This is a genomic window from Shewanella dokdonensis (assembly GCF_018394335.1).
Classification (GTDB): Bacteria; Pseudomonadota; Gammaproteobacteria; order Enterobacterales; family Shewanellaceae; genus Shewanella; species Shewanella dokdonensis.
On sequence record NZ_CP074572.1, the window covers coordinates 1,243,016 to 1,259,938 of the forward strand.

The 16,923-nt window shown below is 43.4% G+C and carries 12 protein-coding genes, 1 tRNA gene and 2 pseudogenes; 8 read left to right on the plus strand and 7 right to left on the minus strand.

Annotation, left to right across the window (positions count from 1 at the left end; translation table 11 throughout):
- The first annotated feature begins 168 nt into the window (after positions 1-168).
- Positions 169-450 (plus strand): HNH endonuclease signature motif containing protein, encoded by a 282-nt coding sequence (locus tag KHX94_RS21755; RefSeq protein ID WP_213682749.1) that lies wholly within the window; start codon positions 169-171, stop codon positions 448-450.
- A gap of 638 nt (positions 451-1,088) precedes the next feature.
- On the opposite strand, the gene KHX94_RS06005 is transcribed toward KHX94_RS21755, so the two are convergent.
- The 3 genes from KHX94_RS06005 to KHX94_RS06015 form a co-directional block, all read right to left on the minus strand.
- Positions 1,089-2,555, minus strand: coding sequence for an ATP-dependent nuclease (locus KHX94_RS06005; RefSeq protein WP_213682750.1), 1,467 nt, complete (start codon positions 2,553-2,555; stop codon positions 1,089-1,091).
- Between the two features lie 106 nt (positions 2,556-2,661).
- Positions 2,662-2,955: a hypothetical protein gene (locus KHX94_RS06010; protein ID WP_213682751.1), complete on the minus strand. Its 294-nt coding sequence runs from the start codon at positions 2,953-2,955 to the stop codon at positions 2,662-2,664.
- Positions 2,956-3,357: 402 nt separating this feature from the next.
- The gene (locus KHX94_RS06015) at positions 3,358-6,129 is read right to left on the minus strand and encodes a DEAD/DEAH box helicase (RefSeq protein WP_213682752.1); all 2,772 of its coding nucleotides are present in this window, start codon (positions 6,127-6,129) and stop codon (positions 3,358-3,360) included.
- A 590-nt stretch (positions 6,130-6,719) separates the two neighbouring features.
- Between KHX94_RS06015 and KHX94_RS06020 the strand changes: the two genes are divergently transcribed.
- The 6 genes and pseudogenes from KHX94_RS06020 to KHX94_RS21425 all read left to right on the plus strand — a co-directional run bounded on the left by KHX94_RS06020 (position 6,720) and on the right by KHX94_RS21425 (position 11,601).
- A complete protein-coding gene (locus tag KHX94_RS06020) occupies positions 6,720-7,235 on the plus strand; it encodes a hypothetical protein (RefSeq protein ID WP_213682753.1) in 516 nt (171 codons plus the stop codon).
- Positions 7,204-7,425: a hypothetical protein gene (locus tag KHX94_RS06025; protein WP_213682754.1), complete on the plus strand. Its 222-nt coding sequence runs from the start codon at positions 7,204-7,206 to the stop codon at positions 7,423-7,425. The genes KHX94_RS06020 and KHX94_RS06025 overlap by 32 nt, the downstream gene beginning before the upstream one ends.
- Before the next feature lie 177 nt (positions 7,426-7,602).
- Positions 7,603-8,536 (plus strand): annotated as a pseudogene (locus tag KHX94_RS06030) (tyrosine-type recombinase/integrase).
- Positions 8,530-10,578, plus strand: a complete 2,049-nt coding sequence (locus KHX94_RS06035) for an AAA family ATPase (RefSeq protein WP_213682755.1) — start codon at positions 8,530-8,532, stop codon at positions 10,576-10,578. Before KHX94_RS06030 ends, KHX94_RS06035 begins: the two are co-directional and overlap by 7 nt.
- Positions 10,579-10,601: 23 nt before the next feature.
- Positions 10,602-11,117 carry a hypothetical protein gene (locus KHX94_RS06040; protein ID WP_213682756.1) on the plus strand — a complete coding sequence of 172 codons (516 nt, stop codon included), beginning with the start codon at positions 10,602-10,604 and terminating at the stop codon, positions 11,115-11,117.
- A 232-nt stretch (positions 11,118-11,349) separates the two neighbouring features.
- Positions 11,350-11,601, plus strand: coding sequence for a DUF2787 family protein (locus KHX94_RS21425; RefSeq protein WP_342345813.1), 252 nt, complete (start codon positions 11,350-11,352; stop codon positions 11,599-11,601).
- Between the two features lie 192 nt (positions 11,602-11,793).
- Here KHX94_RS21425 and KHX94_RS06050 read toward each other — a convergent pair.
- The 4 genes and pseudogenes from KHX94_RS06050 to tcdA form a co-directional block, all read right to left on the minus strand.
- Positions 11,794-11,880, minus strand: a tRNA-Leu gene (locus KHX94_RS06050).
- A 561-nt stretch (positions 11,881-12,441) separates the two neighbouring features.
- Complete coding sequence (locus KHX94_RS06055; protein ID WP_213682757.1) at positions 12,442-13,014, minus strand: superinfection exclusion B family protein; 573 nt, start codon at positions 13,012-13,014, stop codon at positions 12,442-12,444.
- A 167-nt stretch (positions 13,015-13,181) separates the two neighbouring features.
- Complete coding sequence (gene pepT, locus KHX94_RS06060; protein WP_213682758.1) at positions 13,182-14,408, minus strand: peptidase T; 1,227 nt, start codon at positions 14,406-14,408, stop codon at positions 13,182-13,184.
- A 93-nt stretch (positions 14,409-14,501) separates the two neighbouring features.
- Positions 14,502-15,295 (minus strand): annotated as a pseudogene (gene tcdA, locus KHX94_RS06065) (tRNA cyclic N6-threonylcarbamoyladenosine(37) synthase TcdA).
- Between the two features lie 530 nt (positions 15,296-15,825).
- Between tcdA and KHX94_RS06070 the strand changes: the two are divergent.
- Positions 15,826-16,914 (plus strand): porin, encoded by a 1,089-nt coding sequence (locus KHX94_RS06070; protein WP_213682759.1) that lies wholly within the window; start codon positions 15,826-15,828, stop codon positions 16,912-16,914.
- The last annotated feature ends 9 nt before the right edge of the window (positions 16,915-16,923 follow it).

Below are 16,923 nucleotides of genomic sequence, written 5' to 3' on the forward strand. Positions count from 1 at the left end.
CACGTTATCGATTCAAGATCAAGATAGTCTAATTGATGATATTATTTCCATAGAGAATTCTTCCAAAGTTATAGATGCATCTAGAGAAAAAAGGCAAGTTGAAATATTATCTAGAGTGGGTCAGTCAAAATTCAGAAAAGACGTCATATTCGAAGGGGTGGTGTTTGTTTGTTATCCGGAGTAAAAACTCCTGAATCATTACAAGCATGCCACATCATCCCAGTTAAGAATAATGGCACTGATCACTTTTCTAATGGCATAATATTGAGAGCAGATCTTCATATTTTATATGACAAAGGTCACATTAGAATTTATGAAAATGGAAATATCACACTTTCAAAGTATCTTAGTAATGACCCATACTACTCAAAGAATATCCCGTCTAAAATTGAAATCCCTAAATACGTTAACTTAGAAGCACTTAGATTAAGAAATAAATACATGATGTGAGCTAATTATACATAGGGTTATAATTGGTCGGGTATTTCTGACCAATTATAACTTAAAAAGCATATCCAACAGCGGGTTCCTAGCTCTGAATCACCATTATCTCAACCAATGCTTTAACCAGATCTAAGCGACATAACAACTGAGTTTTGAACAAGTAACTATTTCTGCATTTTAATATGTATTAACATGCAGAAATCGCGTGTTTACGCGCATATTTGAGCTGTTTCAGCAGTAATCGACTGCAAACAGCTGTTCAGATGCTGTTATGCACATAAAACTGCATAACTAGTCAGATTTGAGTTCTAGATCAAGCGTAATACGCATTTAAGTCAGAACGACAACACTTCAACGATCATTCATTGAAATGCTATGTCTGCTCGATAGAGCAGATTGCATCACTGATCTCAGCATAATATCGTCCTGCGATCGTCAGAGTCATCTAGGCGCGCGATAGTCACTGAGTTGGGGAAACCAGTAGCCTGAACGACTTTGGCGTTGACGGAACTACTTTTACCGATAGACAGTTAGTTTACATTGCATTTGAAGTTGAATTATATGCCTCTGATAGATCAAGCCTACTTAAGAGTTAAGTGCTCTCAGGTAGGCCGACATTATGGGAATTGATATTTTTAGTATTATCAAATGTTTATAAGATTGACCATCTGATCGATGGAGAGCTTCAGCTCAGCCTCTGTATACTTATTAGCTTGCATTGTTATATTTTCAGGGTGGTGTATGTGGTTCCGAATGAATGACTGTAACGTTACGGGCGTTGGCTGATGTGGATTCCCATTCCGTTCCTGCGTCCAAAGCTTGTTGGATAACATACCCTGAGCATTTAGCCACTGGTCCATATCCTGAATGCGGTTCAAGCTATTTCTCTCTTGTAAATAACCATAGAGTTCATTATGTAAATCAACTGTGGGTAAATCATATGCTCTATAGCTAATCTCTCCCCAAGACGGACTCCATGGAAACATTGGTTCTGTAGTAGCTTGAGATATAGTATTTCGATTATCTACTTTCTTAAAAATGAAAAGCCCCGTATTTCTTAGTTTAGGAGTAGAAAGCATAAAAGGTGAGTGTGTAGTAATAAATACTTGCTTGGTTTTTGAAATAACCATCAGTGCATCCAATAGTTTTTTCTGACCAGTAGGGTGCAAACATATTTCTGGTTCATCTATAAATAAATAAAATGGCTTTGAAACTATTGCATTTGCAGCTGTAGATGTAATATCAGCATAAACTTGAAGCAATGATAATGCTACAGCTCGTTGCATTCCATGTCCTTTTTCACTCATAGGAACAGAAACACCATCATCAATAATAATGCTTGCCGTTTTGAAAAAGTTCTCTATTTGCAGTTCATCAAATGAAAACGAGATATTTGCTACACCAAACTGTTCTGAAAATACATCTTGAACTGATCTCTCTATTTCCGATATTTTGATTCTCAGTTCAGATTCTGGATTATTAAAAAGTCCATGATAACTATTTTGAAACGCTTGGTATTCTGGAGTATCAGTATGACTAGAAGCTATTTCTTTTAAAAGTGAGCCGCAGATTGTTGATGCACCGAATTTTGATTCATCATTTGGATTAGTGTCAGCCCAAATAAAATTGTTGTCATAAAATTTTTTGAATGGTGCATCTATTCCTGATGGATTATAGTAATTTTGTTCTTCATTGTTAAAAAAGTAGATTTTCTTAATATTATCTGGAGTATCTCTTTGCCAGCTCCGTTTGACTTTTAAATAATTATTGCCGTTGTTCACATATATAGAACCCAAAAATGATTGAATTTTATTTTGTTGAACATGAGAATTAACAGAATCCTCAATATTTCCAGTATAAGTAACCTCTACAGAAAAATCATCAATTATTGCTGTTAAATCTGATTTGTTAATTAATGATTCCGGGTCTTTCTTGGTGCTATCTTTTATGAAATCGAGCGCTTCAAATACTGTGGACTTCCCCGCATTATTTTGACCAACAAATATATTAAGTCCGCTACCTTCAGTAATTCCGTCTGGAGTATTGAACTCTATGTTATTTTCGCCAAAAAATCCTTTAAAATTCTTAATATCTATAGATTTTACAAACATGAAAATTCCTTATTTCATTTAAGTTAGAATCGATTATTTAGTACAACACTGATAACCAATATATCTCAACAACGTTTTCTGCACCTGATTAACACCATTTGGCCTCCTATGCCTTAAATATCCACCCTTCCAGCTCATGCTCAGCAAAGAATTCGGCATCTAATACATAAGGCCCTTTACTTTGTTCTCCCACAATGCCGAAGTATCCAATGCCCTTATCTTTCGCCGCCCTACAAAAGAAGTCGCCACACAGCTCATCGATATCCATAGGCATACTATGCAAGGTGCAAACACCCGCATATTCAATGTTCAGATCTAGATCTTCTTTGTCAACAAGGCAACAGAAGTGGGTACAGTGGTCACAGCAAGAATAGCAGTTAGGATCGCAGTAAATTGCCATGTATCTCCGTCCTCCTAATCCAAGTGCCGACCAACTAGCCTAGCCAAAAGCGCCACAATACCTCTGTGCCTACGATCCATCGTTCCCATGAGGAAGTAGTTCCTCACACTGAAAAACAACCCCACAGCGCCGGTAGCGATTCCAAGATAGTGAAATAGACGGATACCTCGCCCATACATTACTTCCAGCCCCGGATAGCTAACAGCGCCTTGTGCTGCGTTAAGCCTTGATTCAAGCCAGTAGGGAAATGCGTAGTAGAAAATGAGGAAGGAGATTAGGCCAAACAAGAAAGCACCGTACCAAGGCAATCGGCTGCCGATAGTGACTGAGTCAGCTATTATCTGGCTGGAGTGGCTTCTGCGTCTGTATCGTCTTCCCATGACAATTATTCCCTAATCGTTACTAGTCTATGTACTCTAACTTATCCTCTGGCAGGTCGAGGAATATGCTGCGGCCAGAGCGCTTAACAGTCTCATCATCCTTTCCATACACGGATGAACCACTGGTACAGGCCAGAATGGTCAAGGTTTTCTCAGCCCTAGTGAGTGCCACGTAAGCATTGCACAGCTCTTCTTTGTAGCTCGATAACTTGCTTTTGCTAAACTGCGGATCAAGCACGTAGCAATGTTCGGCTTCTAACCCTTTACACTTATGGTAAGTAAGTACCTGAATTGATTCACCGTCACCGTACTCAATATCAGCCTTTTTGAGCGCTTTTTCAACACTCAAGACTTGCTTGTTATAACGGCATAAGATGAACTGGGTACCACTTGATTGCCTAGCCTTGATGTCTCGCACCAACCATTGAGCAGCTTCCTTCAGTCTATCGCAGTTTTTCAGGCGAGGAATATCAGCCTCTTCCGATTTATTGACTGAAACTGAAATACTGTACTTAGAATTGATCTTACGCCGAATTTCGTTAGCCAAGCTGACCAATGGAGCTGATGACCGATAGTTCTTAGTTAACTGAAAACGTTTACGATTGTTGAACGTCTTAGTGAATTGGTCGAGGTACTCATGCTTAGCGCCCCTGAAGCCATACATGGATTGGGCCGGATCGCCCACACAGAAGAATTGAATACCATGATGATATAGCATCTCTATGATATCCCATTGAATCTCATTGGTATCTTGGATTTCATCGATGATCAGGTGCTTAGTCTGTTCTGCCACCCTCAGGCAGAAATCATCATCTCGTAGACGTTGCCGTAGTTGCACCAGAAGATCATTAAAGTCCCTGAATTTTCCCTCTTTGTAATCTTTATAGCGCTCCAGAAGCTCAGAAATATCCTCTGCGTACTCGACTAGTTCCGGTGCCACCTTCTTGATGCTGCGCTCTAGAATAGGCTCATCAAAGTTAGCTTGGTGGTTGAAGATAAGCTGGCATCGGCGAGCAACTTCCCCACTATCAAGCCTTTTAACGATCTTGCTTTTAGACCGTACCAAGTCTTCGATGATCTTTAACGCTGCTTCAGCACTGAGAACCTTTTGATCTTTTTCAAAATTAAGCAGCTTATTGCACCAACTACTAAAGGTGCCAATGAACATGCTGTTGTTATCAGGGAGCTTCTCATCTAAGCGTTCCGCAAACTCCTTAGCGGCAGCATTAGTGAAAGCCAGCACACTGATTTCACTTGCATCAATACCCTCCGCTAACAGATGCTCAACACGCTTTACAACTAACGATGTTTTACCTGAGCCGGGACATCCTTCTACGTATATAGCCCTTTCCTCAGCGTCAATAATGGCTGAAATCTTATGGCTCTTACTCGCAATCTTATTAATACGTGACTGAAGGAGTTCACTCACCTTACATTTGGCTGCGCTGTAGTTTCCGGTAACATCAGTCAACTCTTTAACTGGGGTTCGAATTGCCTCTAGTAGCATTTCAGAGCGGCGACTAACGGATGCTGCAATCTTCCGTTTACCCAACAAGAATCGAGAAGAACGCCCCCTTTTCCCTTGTTCACGGCGCTCTTGGTTCTTTAGTCTCAAGGTCTCTAACGTGTTTCTGCAATTCCTCACTGTTTTATCAATGACCAACGCCTCAAGCTCAGAATCATCAAGGTCGAATAGCCGTTTAGGCCGTATTAGGCGGACATCTTCTAATAACGAGCGAACAAGACTGATATCAGCCAATTTGAAGGGGTCTTTTTCGAATCTGCGGCGAGATTCAAGGCGGAGACTACAAACCTGATTAGGGAACCAATCTTCAATGCCGTCTAATCTCTTAGCGATAAGATCCCAACCTAATACAGCTGCCTCGATAAATTTCTTATTTTCCTTAAGGACTTTGTCATAACCAATTAGGTGATCACTAGCACGGCTACCAACATAGGTCGTTTCAGCAGCCATGTCCCCTTCTTTTGGGAAAACTTCGCCGACCTTAACCTTGTTATTCTTGGTTAGCAGGAAGCCGAAGAGCTGGGATACACCATACATGATGTACCCCGTATGCAACTCTAATAGTAGAGCATTATCGATGAGTTGCTTATAACGGCGGATTTCTAATACAGATTGAAGCTGGTATAGCATAAAAGATGCTAATTCGCGGGAAACACGGGTAGGGATATATTCTATTTCACAGTTATATTTTAAATCTCTGCCTTTATTTCTCTCGAATTCTGGATCAGCAATATAAATATCAAGATATCGATATTCGTCGAGATCGGCGAACATCTGGAATCTATGAGTAAAATAAGGTCTTTTATCACTTTTCTTATACCCAACATTCTTATTACCAATATTCATATTTTTAACTATTAGGCGGTCTTGCCTATTCTGGGTTCTCACCCGAATTAGGCCATTTTCGCCATCAAGTAGTTTATATATATCTGTAGAGGAAAGATTCAACCCTATACGTATAAAATCTATATCAACTGTATCTTCGCTGATGTTATGGATTGCTGCTTCCATGAGAGTTTGTTGGTACTCAACAATTTCTCTATCTCGCAGCACACTCATAATTTTTGCGATGTTAGTTGTGTAGTTTAATGTTTTAGGATTAGTAAGCTTAGCAATTTTACGGTTGAGTTCTGGCTGAACTAATGGGTATTTATTATTTCTTGTTATATCAAAAATCTTACTCGGAACGAATTCTTCGAAAATGTTGGTTTCATCTAAACCACTAGTAGAACTATTGGAATGATTATTAGATAGCTTAGAATCACTCATCCTTGAATACCTATAAAATTGAATATTGATCTGACATTTAAGCTCATTTCCTTGTCTTGATATTACTTCTCTGCGACTACTAATACCACAGATTTTGCATCTGTCGGCGCATCACAATGATACTGCGATTTAGCAAATCGTACATCTTCTACTCGATCACGTTAGCTCTGCTCGCAGTGCTAAAAGCATAAAGTCGATTGCAGGTAACACAAAACAATTTCTGCGTTGAGGATTGATAAATCCTAGGCAAAAGCGCATCTTTGACTATGTACCACTGAAAATCCATCACGCCTTAGTTAGATGTAGAGAATTTTCAATATGTTACTGATTTTTTCGGCGTGTACATGCCATTTATATAGCGTGGACATGTCATTTAAACAGCGTGAACCTAATCATATTTTAATCATGGACATACAGAATATTGGTGATGGACATATCAAATAAATGGCATGAACATCTAATTAAAAAAGCATGGACATTGAGTGTTTTTTAGCATGGACAGTTAGTATTTTTGACGTGGACATATGGTAATTTATCGGATTAAAGACAAATAGTTCAGCCGACGAAATAATGCATAAGGAAATCATAATATGGGAAAACACCGTAAAGATAGAACCGCCGAAGAGTGGACAATATATGGAAATGACTTATTAACAATGATGGGGAAAAAACATAAATTATACAAAGAAATAGATGGGCTATTAATAAAACTAAAAGATCATAAAAATAGTATTAGCAAACCAACAGTCTTACACGCACTTAATAGTCACAAGAATGAGCTAAAAGACATTTGGCGCAAATGGACGCAAAAGATAAAACAGACTCCAAAAGATGCGGAAAGAACAAAATTCTATATTAAAGACTCAACATTTGAAAATATACTTAAACTCATTGGCATCACACCAGAGGAAAAGAAAACAAAGGAAATAAGTGATAACGAAGTATTCAAAATATTAATTGAAAACATTAATTCATACGGCATAAATAATACTAAAGAAATGTACGATCTAATGGATGAATTAAAAAGGTATGATACAGCCACTAGTGAACGATATTCAAAAGACAACTTAACAGATGAAAAAAGGCTATCAAGGCGAAACAAATAAAATAATTCACGCCATACTGGAAGAGCTAAAGAGAAATAAAATTAACAACTTCGAAAAACTAAAAAATATTCGCAGTACGGTAAACAAAGAATTAAAAGAAGTAAACGAGTTCCTCACCAGTGAGAATGACAAACTGAAATCCAAAATCCGCAAACTTGAAATGAAACACAAATCAACATTGGATATTTAGTGAGTTTGATACTGCGCAAATACTTTAATTTCCTTCGACCTTAAAACCGTGTCAAAATCATTGGCTGAAACTCCATCAAAATAGTGATACCATGGCTATATAGCGTGGTATCGCTATTCCCTTCTATTTCAATCATCTAGCAACAAATTTACTCATCTTCTTACTGGAGTTATTTACATGACTACAGCGACCCCTTATGCGCTGTATTTGAGCCGCCTTGCGCCCAACAGCAAGCGGTCTATCGAGTCGCAGATGCGCAGCATTGGCCGACTGATGGACTGGCCTGACGCTGTGATTGGTATGCGCCTAAGCAGCGTGGACTATCAACAAGCGATGCAGATACGGGCATTACTCATTCATGAGCAATGGTCGGCACGTTCGATTAATCGCGCCATGACCGCCATTAAGAGCATTGTCAAAGTCGCGGCATTGATGGGTAAAGCCGATATGCAGCAGGTTGCCCATATCGCCAGCATTACGCACATGAAGCATGGAGAGCATCAAGGTAATCCACTGAGTGCTGCACAGGTGACACAGTTGTTTGAGCTATTGGGTAAGCGCAGAGGTCTCTATGGTCTGCGAACGCTGGCTATCTTTGCGCTGTTCTTAGGCACTGGGCTTAGACGCAGTGAGTTAGCAGCACTGACCATGGCTGACTATGACAGTAGCACCTCAACCATCACAGTCGTGGCCGGGAAAGGTAACAAGAGCCGGGTGCTGTTTTTACCTGCCTTGGGTTGAGCAGCATGTGCTTACATGGCTCAAGCTGCGTGGCCGCCAAGCCGGGTATCTCATTTGTAAGTGTACTGTCACCGGGCAATTCGCAGTGGATGAGCCTGTCAGCAGTGATACCTTGTATCGGTTAGTCAAAGACAAGCTATCAGCGATTGGTGTGTTAGGCGCTTCCCCTCATGACCTGCGCCGCACCTTTATTACCCGACTACTGGAGCAGAACGTTGATATCAATACCGTGCGCCAGATGGCAGGGCATGCCGACATCAGTACCACCACCATCTATGACAAGCGCAGTGATGCATTCATGCGGGAAGCGGCGACGACGCTGGATTATGTTCCTGAGCCTAAACGTCGTGGCGGGAGGTCGTCATGCTGAAACGCAGCAAATCGCGTTTATGGCGTGCACAATACTGCCACTATCTAGCCTCTCGTTATGGTGAAGCACTGATATGTGCTGCCTTTACCAGAGAAGGAAAATTCTCTTCTTCAATGGTGGAATCCATGACCGGGGAGAAGGTTGAGCGTCACAAGCAATACTCACTGGATGACGTATTAGCCCTTATTCCTAACGAAGACCGAGCACCGACTGCGAGCAACACCGTGACCCACAATGCCAAGTTCCTGTGTCAGTTGTTTGGACTGCCGATAAAGATGCAACCCGTGGTGGCATTCGTGATTGTGATGAACGCTAACCTCGGACTGAAAGGCATTGCTGATGTCCTACTGGATGATGACGAGGGCGTACTGGAGCGGGTATTGGTTGCCAAGAGTGGTCTTGATAGCGAGGACATCATTAAGCAACTGGATAAGCTTGCCAACTGTCAGTTAATAGAGGAAGTGTCATTTGTCACCCCTTATCTGATGAAGTTACCCGTACCGCTGATACCTATACTGGTGAAACAGCCGCTTACCAGTGCTGAGCAGTTGATGGCTCCGCTCATTTGTCAGAGCCGGGAAGCCCAATTTAGCCTGTCGCAATTTGGGCATGTGAACACTGACTTACTGGCTAACTACCTATCTGCCATTACCAAACAGCCAACTGTCGGTATCAATATCCTGCTCTATGGCAAAGCGGGAACCGGGAAAACCGAGTTAGCCCGAACCTTGGCAAATTCAGTTCAGCGTAGCTTGCTGGAAGTGCAAAGTCTGCGCTTGGAAGAAGGCAAACTGGTAGGAGCATTTCATTCTCGTAACCCGGCCTCACAACGTCTGGTGTATCTGAACTTGCTGCAAGGGTTACTCTCGGGTAGCAGTGGCAGTCTGCTACTGGTGGATGAATGTGAGAGCCTGTTTGTACAGGCCGATGAACACTACACCAAGGAAGGATTGATGCGGGTGTTGGAGCAAAACCCAGTACCCGCTATTTGGATAACCAACCATGCGGAGTTGCTGGAGCCAAGCTTTATCCGCCGCTTTAAGCTGGTCATGGAAGTGCCAGTACCGGAAGAGTCTTTTGCCTATGCCATGAGTCAGCAATTGCTGACATCGCTCAAGGTATCGGATGAGTATCGATTATTGCTGGCCGAGAAACCCAATGTCACTCCGGCCATGGTAGGCAATGCCGTGCATGTGGCAACGACACTGAAGCTTAAAGGCACCAAGGCCGAGGCCATACTGGATGAAGTGATTGAGGCAACCTTAGAAGCTTGCGGGGAAGACGCACCATTACCCAAGTACCAGGGCGAGTTAGTGTTTGATGACAGTCTGGTGAACTTCAAAATAGTAAAAGAGCAAGCAACCAGTAACGAACAAACCGCCGAGATACTGGCCTCGATTAACCATGCCGTGGAACAGGCGATGCCCATTCGGGTCATGCTCAGTGGTCCCCCCGGTACAGGTAAGACGGCATGGGTACATCACTTAGCGGAAACGCACGGTTATGAACTGATGCACATCAAATGCTCTGATGTACTCAGCAAGTATGTCGGAGACAGCGAGCAGAACGTCGCTAGACTGTTCAGAGAAGCAGATAAGCAGCAGAAGCTGATGCTCATCGATGAAGTCGACAGTCTGCTCAGCAAGCGCGAGAGCGCTCATGCGCAGTATGAAGTGCAGCTTGTGAACGAGCTACTGTCTCAGCTTGAGTGCAATACCATGCCCGTGTTTGCTGCCACCAATGCCCTTGCCAGTATTGATAGTGCAGTGATGCGCCGTTTCGATTTCAAGTTGGAGTGTGACTATCTCACTAGTGAGCAACGCCAAGCACTATATAAGCAGGTCTTTGGCATTAAGCGTCTGACCCATATTGAGATTTCCACCCTAAACACCCTAAACCAATTAACCCCCGGTGACTTCGCCATCTTGGCAAGACGCCAACGCTTTGAACCTAAGCGCGACCACCGCGCTACAGCCCTCGCTTTACTCGGTGCTGAGAACAGTCGTAAGCAAGGGAAACCCCGTATCGGATTTATCCGTTAACACCCAACCATAGGAAACACACCATGACTACTGTATTGAGTTCGCTCAAGGTTATCGCTCGCCCTGAAATTGCCCCTAAGCCACCCGTATTAGGTAAACGTATGAAGTTACTCGACAAGCTGGAGCAGCAACTATCACTGGCCGAGTGCATGATTGAAGGGCGGGAGTTTGAAGCCTACAAGGAGCGTTCAGTAAAGGATGCCGAGACGGGTGAACGCAAGAAAATCCGTCGCCGTTATATCGTCCGTCCATGGTTCTATGACAGCGACAATCACTACTACTTTGAGGTGCGGATTAGCAACAAACCTGTCGAGCTGCAAAAGGGCTGTCCGGCTATTGATGTCGGTGACAAGGCCAAGCTACCGGAAGTCATCAAGGTAGTGATTGATGCGGTGGAGAAAGGCGAACTGGACGAGCAGTTACTCGCCCCAGCCCCCAAGATTGGCAAAAAGGCTAGCGCTGACACAACGGCTGCTAACGAGAAATCTAGTACAGATAAAACCACCACCGAGAAACAGACTGCCAAGCCCGGTAAGTAACAACTCACATCGCTACACCAAGACCATGACCATAGAGAGGGGGAACCATTGCGTTCCCCTTACCTTTTATGAAGGACAAGAAGATGCTCACCATTAATACCGACCTCCCTTTACCCGTATCCGATACCTTTGCCACCAAGTTAGCGGAACTTGTGAAAGATATTGATAGCTACAGCGTCACCATCAACTTCCGTGATGAGGATTACAGTGCCGAAAACGGGGATTTCATCCGGTGGAGATCCGTTTGGAGCACCACCGAGATCATTGGCGACTCTGTTACATCACGGAGTTTTGTTACGTGGGAACCGGGTACTTTGCCGAGCTGACCAAAGCCATTGATTTTGACTTCAGTTACTCCGCTTTTCAGACCTTGTATGGGTACTTCCCTATCAGGGCAGGACGTGACATGTATGAGATGTGGGAACCCAACTTTTTGAGCTACTGGGAGATGGGCGTTTTCACTATTAAAGTGACACCCAATTAGACAAGCAAAACACTCAAAAGCACGTCATAGCAGATTCTTAATTCCCTTGCAAAGTTTGGAGCCGACCAGCACATCGGAAGATGAATGCTGCGTACAGTTGTACCCAGAATATTGTGGAACAAGGAAAGGATAAGTGCTGGAAACAGAGACAAAAAAACCGACTTATCGTCGGCCTATTATCTCGCTAGGAGATGGTACCAGAGGACGGACTCGAACCGTCACGCTTTTAAGGGCGGGGGATTTTGAATCCCCTGTGTCTACCGATTTCACCACTCTGGCACAACTTTGTCGCTATCGATGCTACCCACGAACACAGGTAAGCAGCGGTACGGACGGCATTATACCTGTGCTTTATACAATCGCAAGAGCTTTCATGCCTCTTACTATAAAATGCCGTCTGAGTGCTTATTTTTACAACGCTAAGCATTTTTATTGCTGACGATTAGCGTAAAAACCGACATTCAAGGAGCATTACCGCTATCGTCAAAAATATGATCCAACTCTGATACTGCGCATGCCTGTCCAGCTAACAACCACATTTTCGGTGATTTATTGATCACGATCAGTTTGCTGTTGACACAGATTGGCTATTTTTTAGCTGACTTTACGATAAGAGGAGCAAGTGGGTGACTCTATTACTTGATATAGATGTAATGTTCACAACTCCCCTAGGTTTACTGTCCACACTAGTGCTGCTCGGCACAGTTGGACTGCTCAGTTACCTGTCTTGGGTACTGATAGTAAAGTCTGCCAAGACTTAGTTTATTTCTTCTAATGTGACACACAAAGAAGTGATTTGGGCAGCATTGAGCTGCCCTTTTTATATTTAGCGGAGATAACTTAAGCTGCGTGTTTGCGGACTTGGGCCAAATTATTGATGAACTGTGGCCGGGTTTTAATCAAGTGCTGCATATCTTCTTTGCTTAGCTCCCCGGCCGGTAATCTGAGTATTTTGCGATTGAGATATTTGCGAGCTTTCATTGAGATTTTAAAGTCAGCAGTCGGCCCTTGGATCGCGTAATGACGTTCATTACCCATACATGCAAGGATGTGCGCTTGTAACAAACTCTGTACCACTAAATCATCCTTAGGCATGGTTAACACTGAACTGCCTTGCAGAAAAAATTCTCGCAATAAGGCCCGTTCGGCCGGGTCGAGTAGCTGGACTTTCTCTTCAATCGCATCGTCCACCCGTTTGCCTTGCAGATATTTGATAGCTTCATCTAACAGAAAATTGACGACCAGCGCCCCGATATAGGCCAACGAACATAACAGTCCTAGACCGACGTAATGCCGATTATTAATCGCCCATTGATCGAGATTCATCAACTGCAATAAGGGTGATGGCATAAACAGTAGCAAGGTGCTCAACACCATTCCCCACAGCGCTAGCCTCAGCAGTAGGCTACCCATACTGATTTTTTCGGCAATGCCAGTCTAAATCGCTTCATGAAGATACCCAGTGTCAAAAACATAACAGTGGCGATGGATAAGCAAATCCAATGCCATTGTTAGATTTTTAGGGTAGAAAAAGCCGACATCACATCGGCTTTTGCAAAAGACTCGCTGGTGGGTTGTGGCTAATCGTATCGCTGAGTGGTGAGCTTGGCGATATTGATGATGACCTCTACCGCCTTCACCATTGACTCTAAGCAGACAAATTCATGTTTACCGTGAAAATTATGTCCGCCAGCAAATAAATTGGGGCACGGCAACCCGCGATAGGACAACTGCGCACCATCCGTACCACCACGTATAGGTTTGATATCCGGCGTAACCCCGGCCATTTCCATGGCACGACAAGCAATATCGGTAATATGCGGTGTGGGCATTACTGCTTCTTTCATGTTGAAGTAGCTGTCAGTGATTGCAATTTCCAAGCTACCACTGGTTAACTCATCATTGTATTTTTCAACCAAATCTTGCAGCCATTGCTTACGCTGCTCAAACTGCTGTTTGTCGAAATCACGGATCAGGTAAACCAATTTGGCGCGTTCCGTAGTACCTTCCATCGATACCAAATGGAAAAAGCCTTCGTAACCACAGCTATGTTCCGGGGTGTCGTTCAACGGCATCTTGGCATGGAAGCGACAGGCCATAGTCATAGCATTGACCATCACCCCAAAAGCACTGCCTGGGTGGCAAGTGTTGCCGTGGGCGGTTATGACGGCAGTCGCTGCATTGAAGTTCTCAAATTGTAATTCGCCAACCGCCCCACCATCTACAGTGTAAGCCCACTGTGCAGCAAAGCGTGCCACGTCAAAGCCCCGCACGCCACGACCAATCTCTTCATCTGGCGTAAAGCACAAAGCTATTTCCCCGTGAGGAATTTCTGGGTGTTCTAATAAATAATGCAGCGCGGTGACAATTTCCGCGATCCCCGCTTTATCATCGGCACCAAGTAATGTTGAGCCATCAGCGGTGATCAGCGTCTTACCAAGATAATGTAGCAAGTCAGGGAATTGTTCTGGAGATAACTGCTCAGTGGCACCTAATGGAATAATCTGTCCTTGGTAATCACTGACAATCTGCGGCTTAACCTCGGTGCCACTAAAATCTGGCGATGTATCAAGGTGCGCCAGAAAACCGATTACCGGGGTATCGGCTACTGTTGCCGGGATACGAGCATAAAGACAACAGCTATCACTGAGAAAAACATCACTAAAGCCAAGTTCCGTCAATTCCTGTTTTAATGCGCTGGCAAATCTTTGCTGACCAACAGAACTGGGAATAGTGGAATTGTTAGGATCGGATTGAGTATCCGACTGCACATAACGTAAAAACCGGGAGAGCAGAGCTTCTTGCATAGTTTTGTAACCCTAGTGCAATAAAGTGGCTGCATTCTAGCACAACCAATCTGATTACATTAGATTTGGATCATATTTTTAGATTTAGCCGGGTTAGGCCTTTTGCGCCAACTTCAGCAATACCCGACTGGCCGCAACAAAACCAAAAGTTCCGGTCACAGATGTCACCGCACCAAAACCCGCCGAACAGTCCATCCGCATACTGCCACTGACCCCTTCTTTAGTGTTACAAACACTGCCATCTGGCTGAGGATATTTTAGCTGTTCACTGGAGAACACCGCCTCGACACCAAAGCGTCGTTGCGGATTTTTACTGAAGTTATATTCGCGCCGCAGTAGATTTCGTACCTTTGCGAGTAACGGATCCTGAATCGTTTTGGCCAGATCAGTCACCGAGACGAGTGTCGGATCGAGTTGTCCGCCAGCGCCACCAACGGTCACTAACGCGATCTTGTTGCGCTTACACCAAGCAATCAAGGCGGCTTTAGGTTTTACCGCATCAATACAATCCACCACAAAATCCACCGTGCCGGCGGCGGCAGATATTCAGCCAGATTATCTGCACCGATAAAATCTTCGATTTCGGTGACCTGACACAAGGGATTAATTTCCTTAATACGTGCCGCCATCACTTTAATTTTTGACTGTCCAACCGTCGAGGTCAGCGCATGGATCTGCCTATTGCTGTTGGTCACACAGACATCATCCAGATCCATCAAACTGATATTACCTATGCCACTACGCGCCAGAGCCTCTGCCACCCAAGTACCAACCCCACCAATACCAATTATCATCACATGGGCTTCAGAAAATAGCCGTAATGCCTTAACGCCATATAATCTGGCTATGCCACCAAACCGTAATTGGTAAGCATCTGATTCGATCATTGCTGCTGACAAGATGAAATTCCTGGACTCAGAGACTGCAGTTTGCAATTGAGAAAGCAAAACTGCGTTTTAAATAGATTAACTCACTTAAGTTTTGCAATTGTTCCATAAATTTGTAGCCTTTGTCTCGCCTGTATCACAAGCTTGTTGTTAACACTCAGATTTTATTCATTAAAAAAATTTACTTTTTCAAACATCGGCTATTACTAATTCATCCTTTAGTTGAACGGTAAAAACAGATACAGGCTGATATACTGACAGGCCGATACGTTTTTGCCTGCATCACAGGAGGTTACGCTAAAAAGAACCACTGCTGTTTTTTAAGCACTAACAGTTGTTTTTTTCACTTTTTTGAAAAAGTTCCATGGTGCCAGGGCATAAAGTGTGATCAACACCACAATATTAACAAATTAAAACTGTAAAAATCTGCGCAGCTTTATCTTGAGCAGGAAGCCCGAGATTGGCCCAGGAACACGAAAAGCAAAACCATAATTAAATGGAATAGAACTTAGGTTCTAGGGAGCACATACATGAAGAAAAGTTTTATCTCTGCGTCAGTAGCTACTGTTCTGGCAGCCGCCTCTTTCGGTGCACTGGCTGATGGTCCATCTTTCTACGGTCGTTTCGACCTGATGTTAACTAGCTCTGAAAACAGCTCAACTTTGCAAAGCGATACCAGCGGAGTTCACTATGGTGAAAGCGGTACTTATCTGGAAAATAACTTCTCTTGGTTAGGGGTTAAAGGTTCAGAAAAAATCGCTGATGGCATAGAAATTGTGTACAACGCTGAATGGGGCTTTGAAAACACTTCTAACAAAGGTACTTCTAGTTCCTCAGTATTCAATTCTCGTAACACTTTCTTTGGGGTGAAAACAGTTGGCGGTACATTGGTATTTGGCCGTAAAGATACCGTGTTCAAAAACTCTGAAGGTGGCATCGACCTGTTTGGTAACACCAACGCGGATATGGACCGTATGCTGCAAGCCCAGAGCCGTGTAGCAGACGGTGTGTTCTACTATTCTCCAAAAATTGCTGATCTGTTGACCATCAATGCTAACTATCAGTTTGATGACAACAACGAAACCACCACTAGTGGTGATGGTAGCAGCCAGTATGCCGTAAGCGCTACTTTGGGTGATAAAGGCTTTAAAGCACAAAATTATTATGCTGCTGCAGCGTATAATAAAGGTATCAACGGTATTGATGCCTACCGTATAGTTGGTCAGGTCAAACTGGATCAATTCAAGGTTGGTGCTTTGTATCAACAGTCTGAGAATGTACTCAACAGCGATATCGATGGTAACACTTACCTGGTTAACGTTTCTTACAACCTGAATGGTGTTAACCTGAAAGCAGAATACATCTATGATGATGGCGGTTTCGGTACTTACTTCAAAAACATCTCTGGTGTTAACATGAAGGCAGATACTGAAGCCACCCGCGCAGTAAGTGATGTAAGCATTTCTAACATCATCGTGGGTGCTGATTATAAAGTGGCTAAAACCACACTGCTGTATGGTCACTATGCTCACTATGAAGGTGATTATAAACAAGCCGGTGCCAAGATTGACCTAGACGACGACAACGTATTCTCTGTAGGTGTACGTTACGACTTCTAATCCTGGTTA